This window comes from Runella sp. R0.1_18 (genome assembly GCF_057652155.1).
Genome location: NZ_JBYFCK010000021.1, coordinates 38,779 through 57,661, shown reverse-complemented (window position 1 = coordinate 57,661; position 18,883 = coordinate 38,779). Strand labels below are relative to the sequence as shown.

19 protein-coding genes are annotated in these 18,883 nt (G+C 43.5%); 11 read left to right on the top strand and 8 right to left on the bottom strand.

Annotated elements, in window-relative coordinates; genetic code table 11:
• Window positions 1-111 precede the first annotated feature (111 nt).
• The 11 genes from AC23P2_RS25880 to AC23P2_RS25830 all read left to right on the top strand — a co-directional run bounded on the left by AC23P2_RS25880 (window position 112) and on the right by AC23P2_RS25830 (window position 9,766).
• On the top strand, window positions 112-1,809 hold the full coding sequence (locus tag AC23P2_RS25880) for an OstA-like protein (RefSeq protein WP_487775875.1): 1,698 nt from the start codon (window positions 112-114) through the stop codon (window positions 1,807-1,809).
• Window positions 1,810-1,973: 164 nt separating this feature from the next.
• Window positions 1,974-2,597 carry a T9SS type A sorting domain-containing protein gene (locus AC23P2_RS25875; protein WP_487775874.1) on the top strand — a complete coding sequence of 208 codons (624 nt, stop codon included), beginning with the start codon at window positions 1,974-1,976 and terminating at the stop codon, window positions 2,595-2,597.
• A gap of 85 nt (window positions 2,598-2,682) precedes the next feature.
• A complete protein-coding gene (locus AC23P2_RS25870) occupies window positions 2,683-3,603 on the top strand; it encodes an outer membrane protein assembly factor BamD (RefSeq protein WP_487775873.1) in 921 nt (306 codons plus the stop codon).
• A 23-nt stretch (window positions 3,604-3,626) separates the two neighbouring features.
• On the top strand, window positions 3,627-3,941 hold the full coding sequence (locus tag AC23P2_RS25865) for a DNA-directed RNA polymerase subunit omega (RefSeq protein ID WP_028524748.1): 315 nt from the start codon (window positions 3,627-3,629) through the stop codon (window positions 3,939-3,941).
• Between the two features lie 83 nt (window positions 3,942-4,024).
• The gene (gene coaBC / locus AC23P2_RS25860; protein ID WP_487775872.1) at window positions 4,025-5,233 is read left to right on the top strand and encodes a bifunctional phosphopantothenoylcysteine decarboxylase/phosphopantothenate--cysteine ligase CoaBC; all 1,209 of its coding nucleotides are present in this window, start codon (window positions 4,025-4,027) and stop codon (window positions 5,231-5,233) included.
• A gap of 52 nt (window positions 5,234-5,285) precedes the next feature.
• On the top strand, window positions 5,286-6,218 hold the full coding sequence (porD, locus tag AC23P2_RS25855; protein WP_487775871.1) for a type IX secretion system protein PorD: 933 nt from the start codon (window positions 5,286-5,288) through the stop codon (window positions 6,216-6,218).
• Complete coding sequence (locus AC23P2_RS25850; RefSeq protein ID WP_487775870.1) at window positions 6,218-6,445, top strand: hypothetical protein; 228 nt, start codon at window positions 6,218-6,220, stop codon at window positions 6,443-6,445. Before porD ends, AC23P2_RS25850 begins: the two co-directional genes overlap by 1 nt.
• A gap of 77 nt (window positions 6,446-6,522) precedes the next feature.
• Window positions 6,523-8,214: a DNA repair protein RecN gene (gene recN / locus AC23P2_RS25845; protein ID WP_487775869.1), complete on the top strand. Its 1,692-nt coding sequence runs from the start codon at window positions 6,523-6,525 to the stop codon at window positions 8,212-8,214.
• A gap of 58 nt (window positions 8,215-8,272) precedes the next feature.
• Window positions 8,273-8,704, top strand: coding sequence for a hypothetical protein (locus AC23P2_RS25840; protein ID WP_472487618.1), 432 nt, complete (start codon window positions 8,273-8,275; stop codon window positions 8,702-8,704).
• Entirely contained in the window at window positions 8,701-9,345 is a 645-nt protein-coding gene (locus AC23P2_RS25835; protein ID WP_472487619.1) for an SCO family protein, read from the top strand. Before AC23P2_RS25840 ends, AC23P2_RS25835 begins: the two co-directional genes overlap by 4 nt.
• Window positions 9,332-9,766: a c-type cytochrome gene (locus AC23P2_RS25830; protein WP_487775868.1), complete on the top strand. Its 435-nt coding sequence runs from the start codon at window positions 9,332-9,334 to the stop codon at window positions 9,764-9,766. The genes AC23P2_RS25835 and AC23P2_RS25830 overlap by 14 nt, the downstream gene beginning before the upstream one ends.
• A 33-nt stretch (window positions 9,767-9,799) precedes the next feature.
• Here AC23P2_RS25830 and AC23P2_RS25825 read toward each other — a convergent pair whose 3' ends face one another.
• The 8 genes from AC23P2_RS25825 to AC23P2_RS25790 all read right to left on the bottom strand — a co-directional run bounded on the left by AC23P2_RS25825 (window position 9,800) and on the right by AC23P2_RS25790 (window position 18,856).
• Complete coding sequence (locus tag AC23P2_RS25825) at window positions 9,800-9,997, bottom strand: TipAS antibiotic-recognition domain-containing protein (protein WP_487775867.1); 198 nt, start codon at window positions 9,995-9,997, stop codon at window positions 9,800-9,802.
• Window positions 9,984-10,415: a MerR family transcriptional regulator gene (locus AC23P2_RS25820; protein WP_487775866.1), complete on the bottom strand. Its 432-nt coding sequence runs from the start codon at window positions 10,413-10,415 to the stop codon at window positions 9,984-9,986. The genes AC23P2_RS25825 and AC23P2_RS25820 overlap by 14 nt, the downstream gene beginning before the upstream one ends.
• 68 nt (window positions 10,416-10,483) lie before the next feature.
• The gene (locus tag AC23P2_RS25815; RefSeq protein WP_472487622.1) at window positions 10,484-11,803 is read right to left on the bottom strand and encodes a Gfo/Idh/MocA family protein; all 1,320 of its coding nucleotides are present in this window, start codon (window positions 11,801-11,803) and stop codon (window positions 10,484-10,486) included.
• A 35-nt stretch (window positions 11,804-11,838) separates the two neighbouring features.
• On the bottom strand, window positions 11,839-13,545 hold the full coding sequence (locus AC23P2_RS25810) for a hypothetical protein (protein WP_487775865.1): 1,707 nt from the start codon (window positions 13,543-13,545) through the stop codon (window positions 11,839-11,841).
• A gap of 88 nt (window positions 13,546-13,633) precedes the next feature.
• Window positions 13,634-14,137 carry an LPS export ABC transporter periplasmic protein LptC gene (lptC, locus tag AC23P2_RS25805; protein WP_487775864.1) on the bottom strand — a complete coding sequence of 168 codons (504 nt, stop codon included), beginning with the start codon at window positions 14,135-14,137 and terminating at the stop codon, window positions 13,634-13,636.
• Between the two features lie 327 nt (window positions 14,138-14,464).
• On the bottom strand, window positions 14,465-15,733 hold the full coding sequence (gene bamG / locus AC23P2_RS25800) for a BamG family beta-barrel-assembly machinery protein (RefSeq protein WP_487775863.1): 1,269 nt from the start codon (window positions 15,731-15,733) through the stop codon (window positions 14,465-14,467).
• A complete protein-coding gene (locus AC23P2_RS25795) occupies window positions 15,726-16,484 on the bottom strand; it encodes a type III pantothenate kinase (protein ID WP_487775862.1) in 759 nt (252 codons plus the stop codon). Before AC23P2_RS25795 ends, bamG begins: the two co-directional genes overlap by 8 nt.
• An 11-nt stretch (window positions 16,485-16,495) precedes the next feature.
• Window positions 16,496-18,856 carry a TonB-dependent receptor gene (locus AC23P2_RS25790; protein ID WP_487775861.1) on the bottom strand — a complete coding sequence of 787 codons (2,361 nt, stop codon included), beginning with the start codon at window positions 18,854-18,856 and terminating at the stop codon, window positions 16,496-16,498.
• Window positions 18,857-18,883 lie beyond the last annotated feature (27 nt).

Genomic DNA, 18,883 nt, shown 5'->3' with positions numbered 1-18,883 from the left:
GAAATCAATCTTGTTATTTCGCACTCAATGATTTTTTTACGATTTAGACATACCCGTTGCAACCCTCAAGGTCTTTTGTGCGTATTACGAGTAAAATACCTCGTAGTTCTCATGGGTTTACTTTTTACCTTACAAACCAACGCCCAACGCCCAACCCCAACGGTTGTAGGCGATGAAAAGGTATTTTTATTAGGTGCCGATAGCATTACCATTAGTAAACTTTTCGATGGAAGCGAAATTCGTCGTGTAACAGGCAAAGTAACTTTTCAGCACAAAGGGGCTATCATGTACTGTAATTTGGCCATTCACAATGTGTTGTCAAATGCCCTTGAAGCTTACGGCAATGTAAAAATTGTACAAGGGGATACGGTAACAGTAACGGGCGATACGTTGTTTTACTACGGAAATAACCGTTTGGCAAAAGTTTCGGGAAAAACGGTCACACTCAAAGACCAAAAACGAACCCTTACGTCCAATCGAATTGAGTATGACATGGCAAGCGGCATTGCGTTTTATCCTAACCGTGGAAAAACAGTAGATGCCGAAAATACGTTAACAAGTAAACAGGGGTATTACGACACCAGAACAAAAATCTCGACCTATTACCGAGACGTGAAGCTGGTTAATAAAAAATATACCCTTACCACCGATACGCTTGTTTACAACTCACTAACAAAAATTGCTGACTTTAGGAGTTTGACAAAAGTAGTGAGTAAAGACGGAACAATTATTGCTAAAAATGGTTCTTATAATACCGAGACAGGCGCGTCGATTTTCCGAACAAGAACCACCATCAACAATCCAGATTATACCCTTACTGGCGACTCATTAACGTTTGACAACCTTAACAAACGGGGTTTTGCCAAAGGCAAAGTAGAGTTAGTAGCCAAAAACGACGAAACCATTTTGAACGGTGATTTTGGGCAATACGACGGCAAACTTGGCAAATCGAAGGTCTGGGGGCACGCCCTCACGCGCACAGTTATCTCCAAAGATACCTTGTTTATGACCGCCGACACGCTGTATTCGGTTGAAATTAAGTCTGACTCGCTTACACAAAAATCAAAGCGGCAGAACCTAAGACAAAAAAACGTTGAAAGCGATTCGACAAACGAACAAAAACCACGGCAATTGATTGGTTATAAAAATGTTTTGTTGTACAAGAAAGATTTACAAAGCAAGTGTGACTCTTTGATTTACAACTCATTAGACTCAAATATCACATTTTTAAAGAAACCAATTATTTGGTCTAAACAATATCAAATGGAGGCCGACTCCATCATTGCGCAGCTGGTTGACCAAAAGCTAAGAACGATGTATCTAAAGGCAAAATCATTTGTGATTGCACGGGATACACTGCTAAATTATAACCAAGTCAAAGGCAGGCGAATTACCGCTTCTTTTGACGACAGTACTCGTTTACAAAAAGTGTTTGTAGAGGGCAACGGGGAAAGTGTCTATTTTGTCGCCGATGACGCCATGAAACCCATGGGCATGAACCGTGTAGAGTGCGCCAAAATGACCCTCAATTTCAAACAAAATCAAGTAAAGCGAATACAATTTGTTGGACAGCCTGAAGGGCGATTTATTCCGCCACAAAACATAAAAGGCGACGAAAAACAACTAGAAGGATTTAGCTGGAGAGACAAAGAAAAGCCAACAAAAGAAGAAATTTTTTCTAGGGCTAACTTTAAACCTAACCCGCCCACGGTTGTCAAAGCGATAGAAAAAGCCCCCGAAAAACCCAAGACAACGGTAAACAAAGGAGGGGGTAAACCGAAAGTAAAAACAAAGTCAAAAAAACTTTAGAAAAGAGTGAAACTTTTTTACGTTTTTTCGTCGTATATATTGTACAACCGCAAAATAATTTTTAACAACATTTTAAGTTCCGTTTTTTGATTTTCAATTAATTTCAATATATTTTTGTCCAACCATTAGAGCCGACACTATGCTCATTTCGTCCAAGATCAGCTATGAAGAAAACTATACTTACATATACATTGCTCACTTGCTTCAGTTTACTGACGCTTGGTAATGTATTCGCCCAAACCGATGCCAATCGAAACAAAAGCCGATTGAATATTGGTAAAAAGCCCGCAGAAAGTACTGCGGCAACATTAACGAAGATTCCAAGTTCGCTCGATAGAAGTATCAAGTTACGCCCAAGTGCGGCTATTAATGCCTATTATCGTTCGGTAATGCTTAATACACCCGCAGCAGCTGGCAACGCAACTGTTAACAAAAACCGTACAACCAAGGAGTCTGCAAGCTTTATCGCTACCGATTCACGGCCTTCACTTGATGAAACGAAGTCGGAAGATTTGCTTTTTTTGAGCGATAAAATCCGTGTTTTAAATGCGTATCCTAATCCTGCCAATGATTACACTGAAATTGATTATCAAATTTCTGGTACGGCAGGAACAGCTAAAATTGCCCTTTTTAACGTGATTGGTAACAGCGTTGCAGAGTACGAATTGGATAAAAACGACCGTCAGCTCCGCATCTCAACCCGTGAAATGCCAACGGGCGTTTATTTCTACCGCTTACTTCTCGAAGGAAAAGCAACCGCAACAAAAAAATTATTGATTCGCCATTAGTATCGAATTCTATACAAAAGCATACTTTTATAGCTTTATATTTCGTTGGGAGATATAAAGCTATTTTTGTATTTTTGTGCCTGCTATGCGTAAGACCCTATTCGGATATACACTGCTCTTCTTAACTACCCTCGTTTTGGGTTCGTGCAGTAAGTTTTCAAAACTTCAAAAAGAAGGAACCCTCGAACAAAAATACGAGGCCGCTCTCCAATATTATAAAAAAGCGGATTACTATCATGCTGGTCTTCTTTTTGAAGAGATCACTCCTCTTCTCAATGGAAAAGATGCCAGACAAGCGGAACTTGCTCAGTTTTACAATGCGTATTGTAATTTTAAGCAAGCCAATTATAATATGTCTCAGTTTCTGTTCAAGAACTTTTATGAGACATTCCAACGAAGTGAATACGCTCAAGAGTCCTTGTACATGCACGCTTACTCGCTCTACAAAGACTCTCCTAACTTTAACTTAGACCAAACAAGTACTTTGACGGCGATTGCGGCCCTTCAGGATTTTATCAATACTTACCCTGAAAGTGCTTTTCGTGAAGAATGTACGGGGCTCATATTAGAACTTCGGGATAAGTTGGAGAAAAAAGCCTACGAAAAAGCAAAGCTCTACTACCAAACAAGCGAAGCCAATATTGCTAACTTCCGTTCGGCAGTTGTGACAATCAACAATTACCAAAAAGAATTTCCTGATTCAAAATACAACGAAGAACTCGCTTATTTACGGGTTGATGCTCAGTACAAACTTGCCAAATTGAGTTTTGCTGAAAAACAAAAGGAACGCTACCAAGATGTAAACAAATACTATCTTGCTTTCCTTGATAAGTATCCCAAAAGTAAGTTCGTACGTCAGGCAGAACGCTTCTACGAAAGTACCCAAAAGGAGTTGGCGACGATTTTAGATGCTGAAAAAGCCGCTAAGGAGGCCGCCAAAGAAGCCGCTCCGTCCAACACTGGAAAGCTCTCAACTCCGTCTTCAACGACACCTCAAAACAAGTAATTCATCTGTAACAATTAATATATATGGCAGCTTCACCTTCTATCATAACACGCGACTCCGATAAACTTGCCGCCAAAACTGGCAACTTGTACGAGTCGGTATCAATTATTTCTCGTCGTGCGCGTCAGATTGCTTCTAAAACAAAAGAAGAACTTAACAACAAATTGGCTGAGTTTGCATCTGGCATCGATAACCTTGAAGAAGTGTTTGAAAACCGTGAGCAAATCGAAATCTCTAAGTTTTATGAGCGTCAGCCAAAACCAACGAGCATCGCTATCGAAGAGTTCATGGAAGATAAGTTGTACTGGCGTGCAAACGACGAAGACGACGCCAAATAACAAACATCTGAAAAATACGTAGTAAAAAGCCGCACCAATCCTTAGATTTGTGCGGCTTTCTTTGTTTTTTCTCAACAGCCGCTATGTCCATCTTACAAAACAAAAAAATTATCGTTGGGGTTACGGGCAGCATCGCTGCTTATAAAAGTGCCTTGCTTGTTCGGTTGCTGGTAAAAGCAGGTGCCGAAGTGCAAGTAATCATGACCAACGCCGCTCAATCATTTATTACCCCCCTTACCTTAGCCACGTTGTCTAAACGGCCCGCGCTTAGTGAGTTTGTTCAGAACCAAGCAGGCGAATGGAACAACCACGTCGATTTAGGGCTTTGGGCCGACGCCATGGTCATTGCCCCAGCCACCGCGCATACCCTTTCAAAATGCGCCACTGGGCTGTGTGATGACCTGCTTACGGCCGTTTATTTATCAGCACGTTGCCCCGTTTTTTTTGCTCCTGCCATGGATTTAGATATGTATCAGCATGGCTCTACTCAGAAGAACCTTGAAACACTTGAAGCGTTTGGCAACCATCTTATTCAAGCCGAACACGGTGAGTTAGCCAGTGGGCTTGTTGGTACTGGCAGAATGGCCGAACCAGAACATATCACTACTGCTCTTGAGAAGCACTTTTCGTTACAGCCCGTTTTAAAGGGGAAAAAAGTACTTATTACTGCTGGCCCTACCCAAGAACCCATCGATCCAGTACGTTACATTAGCAACCATTCAACGGGAAAGATGGGATATTCGATTGCGCAAGCGTTTGCATTGGCGGGAGCTGACGTTACTTTGGTGAGTGGCCCTACCAATCAAACCTTAGCCGACTCATCTATCAATGTCATTCGGGTTAAATCAGCCCAAGAAATGTATGAAGCAACGGCTGGTCAGTTTCCCACTGCCGATGTTATTATTTTGTCTGCTGCGGTTGCAGATTATACACCTACCCAGCCTGCGGATAGAAAAATCAAGAAAAAGGAAACTCATTTTTCGATTGAACTAACCAAAACTGTTGACATTGCGGCTACACTTGGTCGTCAAAAAGGAGGCCATCAACTCATGGTTGGTTTTGCCCTAGAAACCGACAACGAGTTTGAAAATGCACTTGGCAAATTAGCCTCCAAAAATCTTGACCTGATTGTACTCAACTCCCTCAACGACAAAGGAGCGGGCTTTGCATACGATACCAATAAAATAACCGTTATTGAATCAAATGCCACGGTGCATCAATTTGAGCTAAAGTCTAAAAATGAAGTGGCCCAGGATATTTTAGCACTTGTGGTATCAAAATTGTTGTCCTAATTTAGTACTCGAAATTTCAGTGATTTAAACATTGATGATAGCCTTTATGAATATGATTAAGAAATATAGCTGGTTGTTTTTGGTTGCTTTATGCCCATTTATACCTGCGCAATCAGCAGAAGCGCAAGAACTTAACTGCACTGTAACGCTTAATTTCAATCAGCTTGTTTCTCAGCAAAATACCGACAACAGCAACCTCAATCAGCTTCGTTCGGTGATTGCTGATTTTATCAATGCCCGCCGTTGGACCAACGACAACTACAACCCTGAAGAACGCATTAACTGTAAAATCAACATAAACCTTGTTCGCTCACCCGCCCAAGGTTTATACGAAGGCACCGCCCAAGTGGTAGCAACCCGCCCCGTGTATGGCACTAATTACGAAAGTGTTATTTTAAATTTCATTGATCGTAATTTTAATTTTAGCTACTTACCAAGCAACCCAATGTACTATAATGAAAACACATACAGTGATGAATTAACCCAGACATTGGCATTTTATGCGTACCTAATTTTAGCCGTTGACTATGATTCTTTTAGTAAACTTGGCGGAAATCCTTACTTACAAAAAGCCCTGCAAACCGCAAACCTAGCGGCGGGAGTTAGCCCCGCAGGCGCACCCGCAGGCTGGAATTCTACAGGAGGCGACCGACGGAATCGGTATTGGTTAATAGATAATTATAATAATCAAATCATGCTTCCTGTCCGCGAATCTATGTACGCTTATCATCGAACAGGGTTGGATAAATTTACCGAAAACCCCGTTGCCGCTCGTCAACAAGTGATGAACCTGTTGAATGCTGTCCAACAAGCAAGCAAAGGAATGCCAGGCGCAGTCTATATCAACACGCTCTTCGATGCCAAAGGCGAAGAAATTTACAAAATTATGGCAGAAGCTAGTAAAGAAGACCGACAGAAAGCCTTTGCAATTCTTTCGCAACTCGACCCTGCCAAAACCGAAATGTACCGTAAATTGATGCGCTAATGAGCAAAAGATTGGTTAAAATTCCGCTGCATGATCTGCCCGCTCACGCCAATGAACTTATCGGGAAAACGGTCAATGTTGTTTTAAAAAGCAATCAGACATTTTATGGGCAATGTGAACGTATCGAAAACGCCTTATTTGTGTTACGCGATTTCCGAAAGCACGCTCATCAACTGGCTTTTACACAAATCGAATCAGTGATTTATGATAAATCAGCTACTTTTTGAGTAGTTCCAAACCCAAAGGCATTCCTTTTTGTTGAATAGTTGACTAACTTCGCGGCGGTTCAACCGAGATATGCTGTATGCTTGCTCATTTGCTGATTAAAAATTACGCCTTAATTGAACATCTGGAACTGACTCCTGATTCCCAGCTCAATATTATTACGGGGGAAACAGGAGCAGGAAAATCAATCATGTTGGGAGCCATTGGTTTATTGCTCGGTAGCCGTGCTGATACCAAAGTGCTGTACAACCCTTCCCTAAAATGTGTCATTGAAGGTACTTTCGACTTAAATGGGTACTTTATTGAGCATCTGTTTGAAGAAGAAGAGCTTGATTTTTCGACCACTTGCCTCGTTCGACGGGAGATAAGTCCGTCGGGAAAATCGCGGGCATTTATCAATGATACCCCCGTCAATCTGGAGACACTCCGCCGAATTACGGGGCAATTGATGGACATTCATTCGCAACACGATACTTTATTGTTGGGTTCGAATGCGTTTCAATTGCAAATCGTTGATACCTACGCCCAAAACGAGTCCATCCTTCGTCAGTATCACACTGATTTTCAGGCGTACCGCAAAGCGACGCAAGTCCTCGAACGGCTCAAGTCAGAAGCAGCACAGCTTCGTAAAGAGTCTGATTACAATCAATTTTTGTTTGATGAGTTGGACAAAGCCCAGCTTCAAGCCGAAGAACAGGAACAATTGGAGCAAGAATTAACCATTCTTGAAAATGCAGCCGACGTAAAAGAACGCCTTCAGTTGGCCAACGATTACCTCGATAATCCCGAACAATCGGCCCTTTCTCTGCTCAAAAACGCAGTTAGTAGCCTAAATTCCATCAGTAAATTTGCACCTCAATACGAACAACTTCGCGAACGGACGCAGAGTACATACATTGAGCTAAAAGACTTGGCCTCTGAAATTAGTGACGAACAAGATAACGTTGAGATTGACGATGCGCGCGCCGAAGATGTACGTGAGCGCCTGAATCTGTTTTATCATCTTCAGCAAAAACACCAAGTAAAAACCTTGGCGGAACTCATCGTCATTCGGGATGAGTTGGAGGTAAAAGTGAGCCGCGTTCTCAACCTTGACGAAGACATTGCAAAAGCCCATACGGCTGTGGAAAAGACCAAGGCCAAGCTCCAAAAAAGCGCCGAAAAGCTTTCCAATTCGCGTAAAGTGGCCATTGCACCCGTTGAAAAAGAGGTAAAAAAATACCTGCTTGACCTCGGAATGCCGAACGCTACGCTGAACATCCAACAGACCCTCATCGAGCCGACCGAAGATGGCATTGACGATGTTGATTTCTTGTTCAGTGCCAACAAAGGTATTAAACCACAACAGCTCAAAAATGTGGCGTCGGGAGGAGAATTTTCACGTTTGATGATGGTTATCAAGTATATTTTGGCCACCAAACGCAAACTCCCTACCATTATTTTTGACGAAATTGATACGGGCGTTTCGGGCGAAATTGCCATTAAAATGGGGCAAATGATGAATGATATTGCCCAAAATCACCAAGTGATTGCTATTTCTCATTTGCACCAAATCGCTACTTACGGACATGCCCATTATTTTGTTTATAAAGATAATTCAGCCGAAAAAACCGTCAGCCGTATCAAAAAATTAACTTTTGAAGAACGCGTTCAAGAAATTGCGCAGATGATAGGGGGGCTAAAACCAAGCGAAGCCATCGTTCAGAATGCGCGTGAAATGCTTCAAACCCAAATAAATCAACAACAAAAAGGACAGACGAGTTTATTTTAATAGAACCTGAGAAAACAGAGGTTATAACTGTTTAGTTATTTTTTAAACAAAAATCAAAATGAAAAACATACTCTTAGCATTGAGCTGTGTGGCTATTTTAGGAGCTTGCGGCCAGGACAAGGCCGCCGTTGAAGAAGCTGAAAAAGAAGTTTTTGCGGTTCATGACGAAATCATGCCCCAAATGTCGCAACTCATGGAATACAAAAATGGCCTGTCGGTCGAAATTGCCAAATTGGATAGCCTCCTGAAAATCAAATCAAACGATAGCCTTCAAAAACGCAAAGACGAAGCCTTGGCCATCAGCACTACACTCCAAGAAGCCGATAAAGGGATGATGGATTGGATGCACGATTACCGTGGTGATTCGCTCAAAGCCTTGGGCAGCGAAGAAGCCATCAAAGCCATGAGTGCCGAAAAAACAAAAATAAATACTGTCCGCGACAAAATGCGCGAAGGAATGGACAAAGCCAAGACCTTCTTAGGAAAATGAACAAATTAATCATAGTACTAGCACTGTTTTCGCTTTGGAGTTGCAGTGGGTCGTCCGAACGTTTACCAATTTTGGGAGAACGCGACACAGTGAAAAAAATGGTGGATGGGAAAGAAGTCGTTGATACGGTTTACCATACCATCCCCGATTTTAAATTTGTCAATCAAGAAGGCGATACCGTTAGCGCTCAAAATTTCAATGACAAAATTTACGTGGCAGATTTCTTTTTTACCACCTGCCCCACCATTTGCCCCGTCATGAAAAAGCAAATGAAGAAAGTCTATGAGAAATTTAAAGGGGAAAACGAAGTAGCCATTTTGTCACACACCATTGATCCTGAACACGATACACCCGCAGTTTTGAAAGAATATGCCAAGGATTTGGGCGTATCTGGAACGCAGTGGATGTTTGTGACGGGAAATCGTGAAAAAATCTACGAAATCGGCGAGAAGCAATATTTGGTTGTAGCAGGAGCCGATTCAACTGCACCAGGTGGGTACATTCACAGTGGCGCGTTTGTGTTGGTTGACAAACAAAAACGCGTTAGAGGTATGTACAATGGTACGGACGAAGCGGGCACGCAACGCTTAATTGCTGATATTGAGCGCCTTCGTAAAGAGTACAAAGATGAAAAACAATAGAACTGATATGAAATTGAGTCTTCTATTGGCTAGTTTCCTTGTGGTTTTGATACTCGCGTGCCAAGGCGGAAGCGCCATAAAACACGAGCAATATGTAGCCGAAGGGTTTACGTTGTTTCAAACGCATTGTGCCAATTGCCACCAACGCGATGGAAAAGGTTTGGAAAACCTCTACCCTGCCCTCTCTGCCGACTACCTCAAAGACAAAAATCAGGTAATTTGCTGGATTAAGAATGGAGTTCATCAACCGATGACTGTTAATGGTAAAAGCTATAATCGAGCTATGCCTGCCAATCCTGGTTTAAAGGAACTAGAAATTGCTGAAATTATGACCTATATCTATGCCACTTGGGGAAAAGAAACGGAAATTACGACCGTGGAAACCGTCCAAGCTGCTTTAGAAAAATGTCCTCCAAAATAAGAAAAACGGCGGGGTTCCCGCCGTTTTTTTGTTTTATACCAGTTGCGTTTCTGCAAAATAGGCCATCGCTTTTTGCATGAATAGCGCAAAAATAGGATTGGGTTGACCATCTATTTGAGTGAAACGCTCATCGTTGACGCACAAATCTCCTAGTCCTTTATACGCCTCTGCTTGTGGGTCAGTCGAACCTGATGTCCCCCAAAACTTGCGAATTACGTCATTCAGTACCATACGCACCGATGGCTTCCTTTCGATAGGCATCGGCAGTTTCTTGCGACAATCCTTCATACAATTCTTCGTGCTTCAACATAATACCTTCTTTTAGATTAAACATTGTTTTGTCAACCGTCAAAAGCAATGTCTCAATTCGGCTTTGTTTGGCTTCAAGGGCTTTTTTGTGGTTTCCTAATGCAGTAAGTAAATCAAAACCAGGCGCATCAAGAATCTGCCCAATGTCTTGCAATGGAAAATCCAGTTCTTTGTAAAAAAGAATTTGCTGCAAGCGCAACAGCTCATTTTCGCCATACATCCGATACTTGGCCTCCGTACGGATGGCTGGTTTTAAAAGCCCAATTTCATCGTACAGGTGGAGCGTGCGCACGCTCACACCTGCCAATTTTGCCAATTTTTTAACCGAATAACGTATCATACTGCCTTCATTTTGACTGACTGCACAAATGTAGGCTATCACGTAAGGTAAGAGTCAAGAAAAATTTTCTAAATTTTTATTCCCCACTCTGGTCGCATCGAACGTCCCAAGAGTTCGTTGGCTTCTTTGTCGTTCTTAAACTGTTCTTTTTTAGGATTCCATTGCAAGGGGCGCTTCAATTCGTAAGCGATGTTGCCCAAGTTGCACACCGACGAAGTGCGATGCCCGATTTCAACGTCACAAATCGGCTTACTGCGTTTGCGCATGGCATCCAAGAAATCTTTATAGTGATTTTCGCTCTTATAGACGTGTTTTTCGGTTTCGCCAATCACTTTTTCTTTGAGCGATGCAGGAGTCGTTTCTAGTTTTTTACGCTGAACCTTTATTTCGCCTTCTGTGCCCACAAAATGAATCGCATTGCTCCAATCCCATTTTTCGTGGGTCATCGTAATTCCGTTTGCGTATCGGTAGGTCAAAAACGGATGATCTTTTCCATCGGGAGCAATGATTTCTACGGGGCCACTGTTGTCCATGTCCAGCGCCCATTGCACTATATCAAACATGTGAGCGCCCCAATCGGTCACCATACCTCCACCAAACTCCTTGTAGTTTCTCCAGTTAGGGAAGACATCCCTAGAAATGGGAGGCGCTAATTCTGAATTAAACGCCACGGGGCTGTTTGGCCCTAGCCATTTGTCCCAATCCAAGCCTTCGGGAATGGTTTCAGCCGACAAATCGTAAGGTTTTGGCGGTGGCCCTACGTTTACTTTAATGCTTTTGATTTCGCCAATGTAACCATTACGCACCAATTCGGCGGTTTGGCGAAACTCAGGCCATGAGCGCTGCATACTTCCCGTCTGGAACACTCGGTTGTATTTGCGGGCGGCATTCACCATCGCACGCCCTTCCCGTATGGTCAAGGCGAGGGGTTTTTCACAATAAATATCTTTTCCTGCTTCAGCCGCTTTCACCGACATGGCTGCGTGCCAGTGGTCAGGCGTAGCAATCACCACGGCGTCGATGTCTTTACGGGCCAACAACTCCCGAAAATCGACATAGACAGGAATATCCGAATAAGCGCCCAACTGGGTGTTTTTTTCATAATGCGCTTTAATTCGATCAAGGGTTAGCTGGGCTTTTGCTTTGTACACTTCACTCAAGGCCACAATTCTTGCTTCATTTGTCCCCAAGAAAGAGGTCGTAAGCCCACGTCCTTGTTTTCCAGTGCCAATAAAACCCAACGAAATGATATCACTTGGCGCAATGTATTTGGTGCCATCGGGACGAGTTCCTCCCAAAACAAAACGAGGAACAATCGTAAAACCCGCCAAAACGGAAGCAGCTTTGCCAACAAACTCCCTCCTAGAAACGGTTGATTCTTTTTTCATTCGGTGTAAGCGTTTAGTATGATATAAAACTTCAATTATCCTAATCTTAGCGTATGGGTAAAGGGGGTAAAACCCGTCAAATAAACCGTTGGGGCTTCCATCGGTGGCAGCGCCCCGCGAAGTACAACGCCTTTATGTTCCGCTTTCCCTTTTCCAAAACGAATGACATCGCCGTTCAACGTGTAAGTTCCTTGCTCACCTTCCAACAAATACGCGTTTGCGCGTTTAGCATACGGCACTACCCCCGACAACTCCCCTCCAGCCCTAAAAATCAATTCCAACGACACAGGCACGCCCTCCGTTCCTGTCAGTTCAACCTGAACGTCAAGGCCACCCGCTACTTCTTTAATACGGACTGTTGATGTCAGCTTTTGTACCTCGCTTTGGGGTCTATCAGCGCGCGGCATTTTATCCCAATCTCCGTCGGGCGCAATTTTGTCTGCCGCCAATGGTTGGTAATAAGGCCCCTCCAATGTTTGTGTCATCAACCAAGTATCTCCTTCTTGTTCAATTTTTTCGGTTTGGAATTGGCCTTTTCCAAAAAAAGAAGCCGCTACTCGCATCGCCTGAAGCACCGAGTTTCCTTTGTGGAAGGTCAACCAAGCGGCATTTTTTGCCAAAATGGTTGCATCCCAATTCTCCCGACGAATCCGTACTACGCCCGAATACGGAAAGGCTTTGGCATAGCTGGTAGGAAGTGGTTTGCTGGCGGGAAGTTCGTCCCAAAGGCTTGGGTCTTCAAGAAAATAGTCCAAATAACCCGCCAACTGCGCTTTGGTGCTGGTTTGTTCAATCTGACGACACATGGCTGCCATCAGGCCATCTTTGTCATGCAAAGCCATATAACGGTAACAATAATAGTAACGCGACATGTTGCCAATCGTCCCTTTATCTTGTCGATTGGAAGCTTCCGTTACTACTTCACCGTTTGGGTGTACAAAGTAGGTCGTCATTACTAAATTGCGGCGAACAGGCTCCAATAATTCGGGTTTACGCAGCCCTTTCGCCATGATAATCAACGAACGATTGACAATAGGCGAATACGTATTAGTGCTCTTTTCGTTGTACTGACCGTCGGGATCGATGTCGATGTGTTCGGCCAACCATTGGTCAATCCGTTTTACATAACGAACATCTGGAAAAAGTTCATTGAGTTTGGTCAATGCCGCCGAGACCACCCAGCGGTGATTGGGCGTATGGATCCCTCCAACAATCAACGCCTCTCCCGCATTTTGCAAGAATTTTGTAACCAACTCAATGGATTTTTCACGGCCTTTGACCGACATTTTTTTCAAATAGCGGTAAGTAGGCACCATGTTTTCCAATACGAAAGCCGTATCGGGCGTCGAGTGAAAATTCGTAGAAAGTAAATCAATCGTGCCATCCGAATGCTGCATTTTCAACATACACTGTGCAGCGGCTTCTATTTCTTTTAAAAGCGCTGGCGATTGGTAATGCTTGGATTCTGGACAAGACATCAGCATAGATGCCGTTATGAGAAAACCGCAGGTAGTGTGCGGATTGGGAATGTCGGTATCGTCTTTGTAGCCTCCCGCATACACGTGGTTGGCATCGGTGACTTTTAAAGCACGGTAATTCGCAATTGACTCATCGTAAATTTTAATCCATTCAACGAGCCAAGCGGGTTTATCGGCCATTTGATGGGTAGTTGAACCAAAAGAAACCAAAGGCAAAGCTGCCAAGGCAGTTGCCCCATTTTGAATAAAAATTCGTCTTTTCATTTGAGAAACGGAGGGATGGAATTACATAGAAAAAGCGAGGAAAGTATGATTTTTCCTCGCTTCTCTTCAATATTCTTTCTCAAATAGATTAATTCGGCGCCATTCCCGCTGGAGCGTTGAAAAAGCCAGTCGGTCGGCGGATACTGTACTGAGTAAAATCCTGATTTGCATCTAACCCAATTCCTTTTAATTGCTCCCCTGACAATTGGTTTTCGACCGTGACAGGTTTTTCGGTATATATCTTTTTGGTGTTTGGGTTCCACGTAAGCTCATCGGTTAGCAATCGCTCTTGTTTCACAGTATTAACCACTTTTACGTTTCCGATGACGCGATACATGCCCGTTCGGGAATCGTACCTACCCGAGTCCGACACAAGGGTTGTAAGTACTTGGCCGTTTGGCCCAAAAAAGTCCACAAAAATTTGTTTTGGAAAAATTTTATCGTCTAACCCTGACTTGATTTGTTTGGCAGTTTTCACCCGCACTTTCAGCAAACCTTCTTCGCTGTAGAGTACTTCTATTTTTTCTGCTTCTTCGAGGGGACCTTTGTAGGGAACAAACTTGGTTGCTTTTTTTTCTTCTTGGCAAGCCATCCCAAAAGTGAGAAGTAATATAAAACAAATAGGAGATAAAAGTTTATCTCCCATTTGCATCTTTGCAGATGTTGTATTAACCCACCTTAACATCTTGGCGGTAAAATTAGTCTTTTTTGAAAGACTTTCCAAAAGCAATTGTTTTTTTATCAGATTTTTTTTCATTTTTTTTAGCACAGATTTGTATGCAAGCATACGAATATACTGATAATAAAGCGTTTATGCCCGAAAAAATATTTTCATTTTACCCCTCATTTTTTTATTTTTTTTCAAAACTCGAAACGATAGGCGAAAAAAAATGCTCTTCGGAAAGAGCATTGAATATTATTAATCAACTTTGAATTTTTGGAACCAAGTATCTTTCAGTGAGAATCCAATCACAAAGCGGGCGTATCGTTCTCGGAAAGCTTGGGAAGAAATACTGCCTCGCTGCCCTCCCACAACCGAAAGGTTAATCAAGTTGACAAAATTTCGCCCTACTGGTAGCGACACCCCCAGGGAAACACTCATATCGTCGATAGGTTTTGTACCAATAACCACAGGAGTTTGATTAAAGGTGAAACCTGCACGGTAATACACCAAATCCATGTATTTCGTTGAATTGAATTTAGGCATGTACTCTATTCCAAAATGATAACTTTGGCCATTTCTCATGTTTTCATTGGTACCTGATATTCCTACAAAGTTGGCCCAGTTTTGGCGCTCATAGTCGGCCGAAACCGTCAAGCGGTATAGATACTCATAGCTGATACCCACCCGCCAAGCAGAAGGCATGGTTACTTTCAGGTCGGTCTGAGTTATTGTGTCGGGATTGGTCACAGGCGAGTTGCTGCTACTTTGCACCTCAATCGTGGTATTACGGATGGCCGATGCTGTTGAGCCTAGTTTATAAGTTGCGCCAAAGTTGAGGTAGTGGTCTTTTTTCAGTTTTTGTTTCCAAGCCAAACCACCCTTAAAATTAAAATCTTTCATATTGATACGGTCGTCGCGGCTAACGATATAGTCACGACTATCGCCAATACGCACTTGCGAAGTAACGCTCTTGTTGTAATTTCCAAACAGGTAAAAAGCATCTACCCCCAAACTCAAGTTTTTTGTAATCTGAACCCCGTTAGAGAAGTTGATTTGGTTGAGCCCGCCTTTGCCTGAATAAACGTACTGAGCTTCATAAATAGAAGTACCGATACGCGAGTACGAATTTTGTTGATAGTTGATAAAACTATACGGCTTGAGACTTATCCCAACCGACCATTTTGGTGCCACAGGAAATGATAAGGCCAGGTAGCTGATGTTTCCGCCAAAATCGCGTTGCGCTTGTTTTGCATCACGGAGTCCTTTATATTGCCCTACCACCCCAACGTCAAACATGGTAAAGCGGTTTGTTACCAAAAGAGCAGGATTGAGCGAATTGATATACAACGGATTTGCAGTACTCACGCCAGCGTCCCCCATTCCATTGTTAGGAGCATAGCCAGGGCTCATTAACTCACCTGCTCCGATGGCAGAATAAGGAGCATTACCTAACCCTTGCGCTATTACATTTGATTGAATAAATAAAACCCCTACGACCCAACTCCACTGGAAAAGCTTACGCATTTTGTAAATTGATATTATATTGTAAAATTCGATTTAAACCCGTTAAGACTACATTTGGTGCCGCAAAGATGCGATTTTTGAGGCTATTTTCAAACAAAGGCGCATCGCCTCCGCATAAAAGCACCTGACATTCACCTCGTTCGGAACGATAGCGTTCGATAAACCCTTGCATTTCGGCCAAAAGGCCATTAAATGCGCCGCTTTCCATGGCTGTACGGGTGCTTTTACCCACTAAACTTGGTACCTGAAAGTCGGTTGAGTTGATTTCTATCATAGGCAACCTTTTAGTAAACGCGTTCATGGCCTGAAATCGCATACGAAAGCCTGGAGAAATTATTCCTCCTTCAAAAACGCCCGTAGCACTTACCCAATCATAGGTGACACAAGTACCCATGTCAATGACCAAACAATGGTCGTTGGGAAAAAGCACTTTGGCTCCCACCGCCGCCGCCACTCGGTCGGCGCCAAGGGTGTTGGGAGTGTCGTAATTCTTTTCAATAGGCAACGCCAACGTGGGGGTCAGCTGAAACGAAACTACGCCCAATGCACGCAGTTGATCAGTGTATTTTGTGGTATCTTGGCTTGTTGACGAAAATATTGCATACGCTGGTGGATTGGCACGAAGGTGCTCCTCCAGCGCATCTATGGGGATTTTTGACACCGCTTCCGTCAAATTCTCTCCCTCAAACCACCCAATTTTGGCGAAGGTATTCCCGACATCGACGGCGGCATTGCGTTTGGTCTTACACATAGTGCTACTTTCTAAAACTCTACACGGTAGTTGATCACAGGCACCATCCCCAACTGGAATTGCTGGACAATCTGACGCTGATAGGTATCGTAGTAGCTGAACGCTTCGTTTTCTGTATTGGTCAAATTCTGAATATCAATCGACCACGTACGGGTGTAGTTGGGTTTATTGCGTTTCCAGAAAATACGAACATCGGGACGGAAATAATCTTTTACTTTAATCGTATAAAGTTCCGATGCTTTGTAAATGGTTCTTCCTGCTAATTTAGAGGCATCTGCGTCAATCGGGGTGTCGCGGTAGCCTCCTAGCCATAACACACGAACGTTCACCCCAAAGGTACGATTGACCCGTTTGTGAAACTCTTTCCCTGCTGCCAAACTAAACGTATGATTACCGTTAAAACGCGTATTTCGTTCGATTCCATCCTGACCTTTGTAAGTAGAATTATAGAGCGAGGCCGTTAGTAAGGCATAAAAATCTTTGCTCAAAAACTGCTGATAAGTCGCTTCTACCCCGTAATTACGTCCAGTTCCTTTGTTTTCTAAACCCACATTGGTAAATCCTTCAATGAGATTCAGCGCCGAAAATGAATTGCTGCCAGCAATTTGGCTGTTGGCTTGGGCAATAGGTACATTGAACAACGACTGATAATAAGCTTCTACTTTCAAAGACGATTGTTTCGGCAACGCCGTCAATTGCTGTTCCCATCCCAACACATAATGGTGCGCTTTGGTAAAGCCCAATTTTTTGTTGGGAAACAAATTCAATTGCGCATCTGAGTTAAAAAGTGACAAATACGTCTGTGGCAATTGGAGTTGGCTGTGCAAACCATACGACGCCGTGAAGGCCGTCCGCCCCGTAGCGCTGTAACGGAAAGAAATGCGGGGCTCCAGCGATTGCGTTTGGTTGTAGGTGTAATTCAAATAATGCAGTCCCGCCTGGAAAGTAAGTCGCGTTGCCAACGTCCCCGACAAAGCAACGTACGGTTCAAGAATCAACCCTTCTAATTTTCCTTTGGATACACCTCCGTTGCTGATTTGCACCGAATCTTGTTGGTACGTAATAATCACGCCTTCTTTCCACTGAACTTTAGGCGTGATTTTGTGCGTCAGTGACGTTGAAAGCGAATAGCGGGTTTTCCGAAACGCATCTACTTGGGTCAAGGTACGGACAAAGTTAGCTTTGTTCAATTGGTACCCTTCGCGGCGGGTCTCCAGCCCCGACACCGCCAAGGTGGTTTTCCAAAGGGTATTTCGGGACAAATTCAGGGAATGAGTAACGCCCATTGCCCCCATTCGGTTTTTAAACTCGATGTCGTACCCGTCTTTCTGGAATTTCCACAGGGTAGTATCGCGTTCGGCTTGGAAAACATTGCTGCTCACTCCTGCCATTCCGAATACGGTAAAGTGTCCCGCTTTTTTGGTAGGAAACGATAGATTGAAGGCTATATCTTGAAAACGAATGTCTTCTCCTCCAAATTTAACCCCCATCATAGCCAACAAACCCGTGAACGAATAGCGGTAATTGACCAAATAGGAAGATTTATTTTGGCGTGAAAGCGGCCCTTCAGCGGCAAAATCGACCCCAATCAAACCCACTTGGCCCGTAAATTCGTGTTTTTGGTCATTCCCTTTTCGCAAATGTACATCCATCACTCCTCCCAGTACATTGCCATAATCGGCGGGAAACGCCCCCGTCATAAAATCGGCGCGCTCCATGAGTTGCGCACTCAAAATATTGGTTCCACCGCCCGTTTGCGTGGGTCGGTCGCTGAATGTACCAGCATTGCTGAGGTGGTTAGGATTGACAATTTCGACCCCTTCCAAACGCCATTGCGTACCCGTCGGTGAGTTTCCTCGAATGACCAATCCGTTGGCTTGATCGTTGGCCGCTGACACTCCAGGAAAAGAAGTAGCCAAACGGGCTGGGTCAAAAAACGTCCCCGCAAAACGCAGGGTTTGTTCAATGGTAATCGTTTGAAGGCTAGTTTGGGATGACGGCCTAGACGACCGCACCACCGTTTCTGAAAGCTGTTGGGTGGTTTCTTTCAACGAAATTGTTACTACTTTTTCTTTTCCAGCTTCTACCAGAATTTCGGGTAGTACCAACGTTTCGTACCCCACTCGGCTTATTTGGAGCGAATAACGACCAATAGGTACTGAAATCAGCCGAAATTGACCCAATGTATCTGATAATGTGCCTTTTTCAGTCCCAATGAGCTTGAGACTTACTCCACTCAGTCGCTGGTTGTTATCGGCATCTACCACTTGCCCTCGGAGGGTTTGGGTAAGGGTATTTTGAGCAAACCCATTGATAATCAAACTCAAAGAAAAAGCACAAAGAAAAATAATGGATTTTAAGGTGGGCTTCATTGTCGATTTTTTCGCAAAAGTACGGCA

What these genes read in the sequence shown, in the direction of transcription:
- AC23P2_RS25880 (WP_487775875.1), top strand. Translation starts at nt 112, where the DNA reads ATGGGTTTACTTTTTACCTTACAAACCAACGCCCAACGCCCAACCCCA.
- AC23P2_RS25875 (WP_487775874.1), top strand. Translation starts at nt 1,974, where the DNA reads ATGAAGAAAACTATACTTACATATACATTGCTCACTTGCTTCAGTTTA.
- AC23P2_RS25870 (WP_487775873.1), top strand. Translation starts at nt 2,683, where the DNA reads ATGCGTAAGACCCTATTCGGATATACACTGCTCTTCTTAACTACCCTC.
- AC23P2_RS25865 (WP_028524748.1), top strand. Translation starts at nt 3,627, where the DNA reads ATGGCAGCTTCACCTTCTATCATAACACGCGACTCCGATAAACTTGCC.
- coaBC (WP_487775872.1), top strand. Translation starts at nt 4,025, where the DNA reads ATGTCCATCTTACAAAACAAAAAAATTATCGTTGGGGTTACGGGCAGC.
- porD (WP_487775871.1), top strand. Translation starts at nt 5,286, where the DNA reads ATGATTAAGAAATATAGCTGGTTGTTTTTGGTTGCTTTATGCCCATTT.
- AC23P2_RS25850 (WP_487775870.1), top strand. Translation starts at nt 6,218, where the DNA reads ATGAGCAAAAGATTGGTTAAAATTCCGCTGCATGATCTGCCCGCTCAC.
- recN (WP_487775869.1), top strand. Translation starts at nt 6,523, where the DNA reads ATGCTTGCTCATTTGCTGATTAAAAATTACGCCTTAATTGAACATCTG.
- AC23P2_RS25840 (WP_472487618.1), top strand. Translation starts at nt 8,273, where the DNA reads ATGAAAAACATACTCTTAGCATTGAGCTGTGTGGCTATTTTAGGAGCT.
- AC23P2_RS25835 (WP_472487619.1), top strand. Translation starts at nt 8,701, where the DNA reads ATGAACAAATTAATCATAGTACTAGCACTGTTTTCGCTTTGGAGTTGC.
- AC23P2_RS25830 (WP_487775868.1), top strand. Translation starts at nt 9,332, where the DNA reads ATGAAAAACAATAGAACTGATATGAAATTGAGTCTTCTATTGGCTAGT.
- AC23P2_RS25825 (WP_487775867.1), bottom strand. Translation starts at nt 9,997, where the DNA reads ATGGTACTGAATGACGTAATTCGCAAGTTTTGGGGGACATCAGGTTCG.
- AC23P2_RS25820 (WP_487775866.1), bottom strand. Translation starts at nt 10,415, where the DNA reads ATGATACGTTATTCGGTTAAAAAATTGGCAAAATTGGCAGGTGTGAGC.
- AC23P2_RS25815 (WP_472487622.1), bottom strand. Translation starts at nt 11,803, where the DNA reads ATGAAAAAAGAATCAACCGTTTCTAGGAGGGAGTTTGTTGGCAAAGCT.
- AC23P2_RS25810 (WP_487775865.1), bottom strand. Translation starts at nt 13,545, where the DNA reads ATGAAAAGACGAATTTTTATTCAAAATGGGGCAACTGCCTTGGCAGCT.
- lptC (WP_487775864.1), bottom strand. Translation starts at nt 14,137, where the DNA reads ATGGCTTGCCAAGAAGAAAAAAAAGCAACCAAGTTTGTTCCCTACAAA.
- bamG (WP_487775863.1), bottom strand. Translation starts at nt 15,733, where the DNA reads ATGCGTAAGCTTTTCCAGTGGAGTTGGGTCGTAGGGGTTTTATTTATT.
- AC23P2_RS25795 (WP_487775862.1), bottom strand. Translation starts at nt 16,484, where the DNA reads ATGTGTAAGACCAAACGCAATGCCGCCGTCGATGTCGGGAATACCTTC.
- AC23P2_RS25790 (WP_487775861.1), bottom strand. Translation starts at nt 18,856, where the DNA reads ATGAAGCCCACCTTAAAATCCATTATTTTTCTTTGTGCTTTTTCTTTG.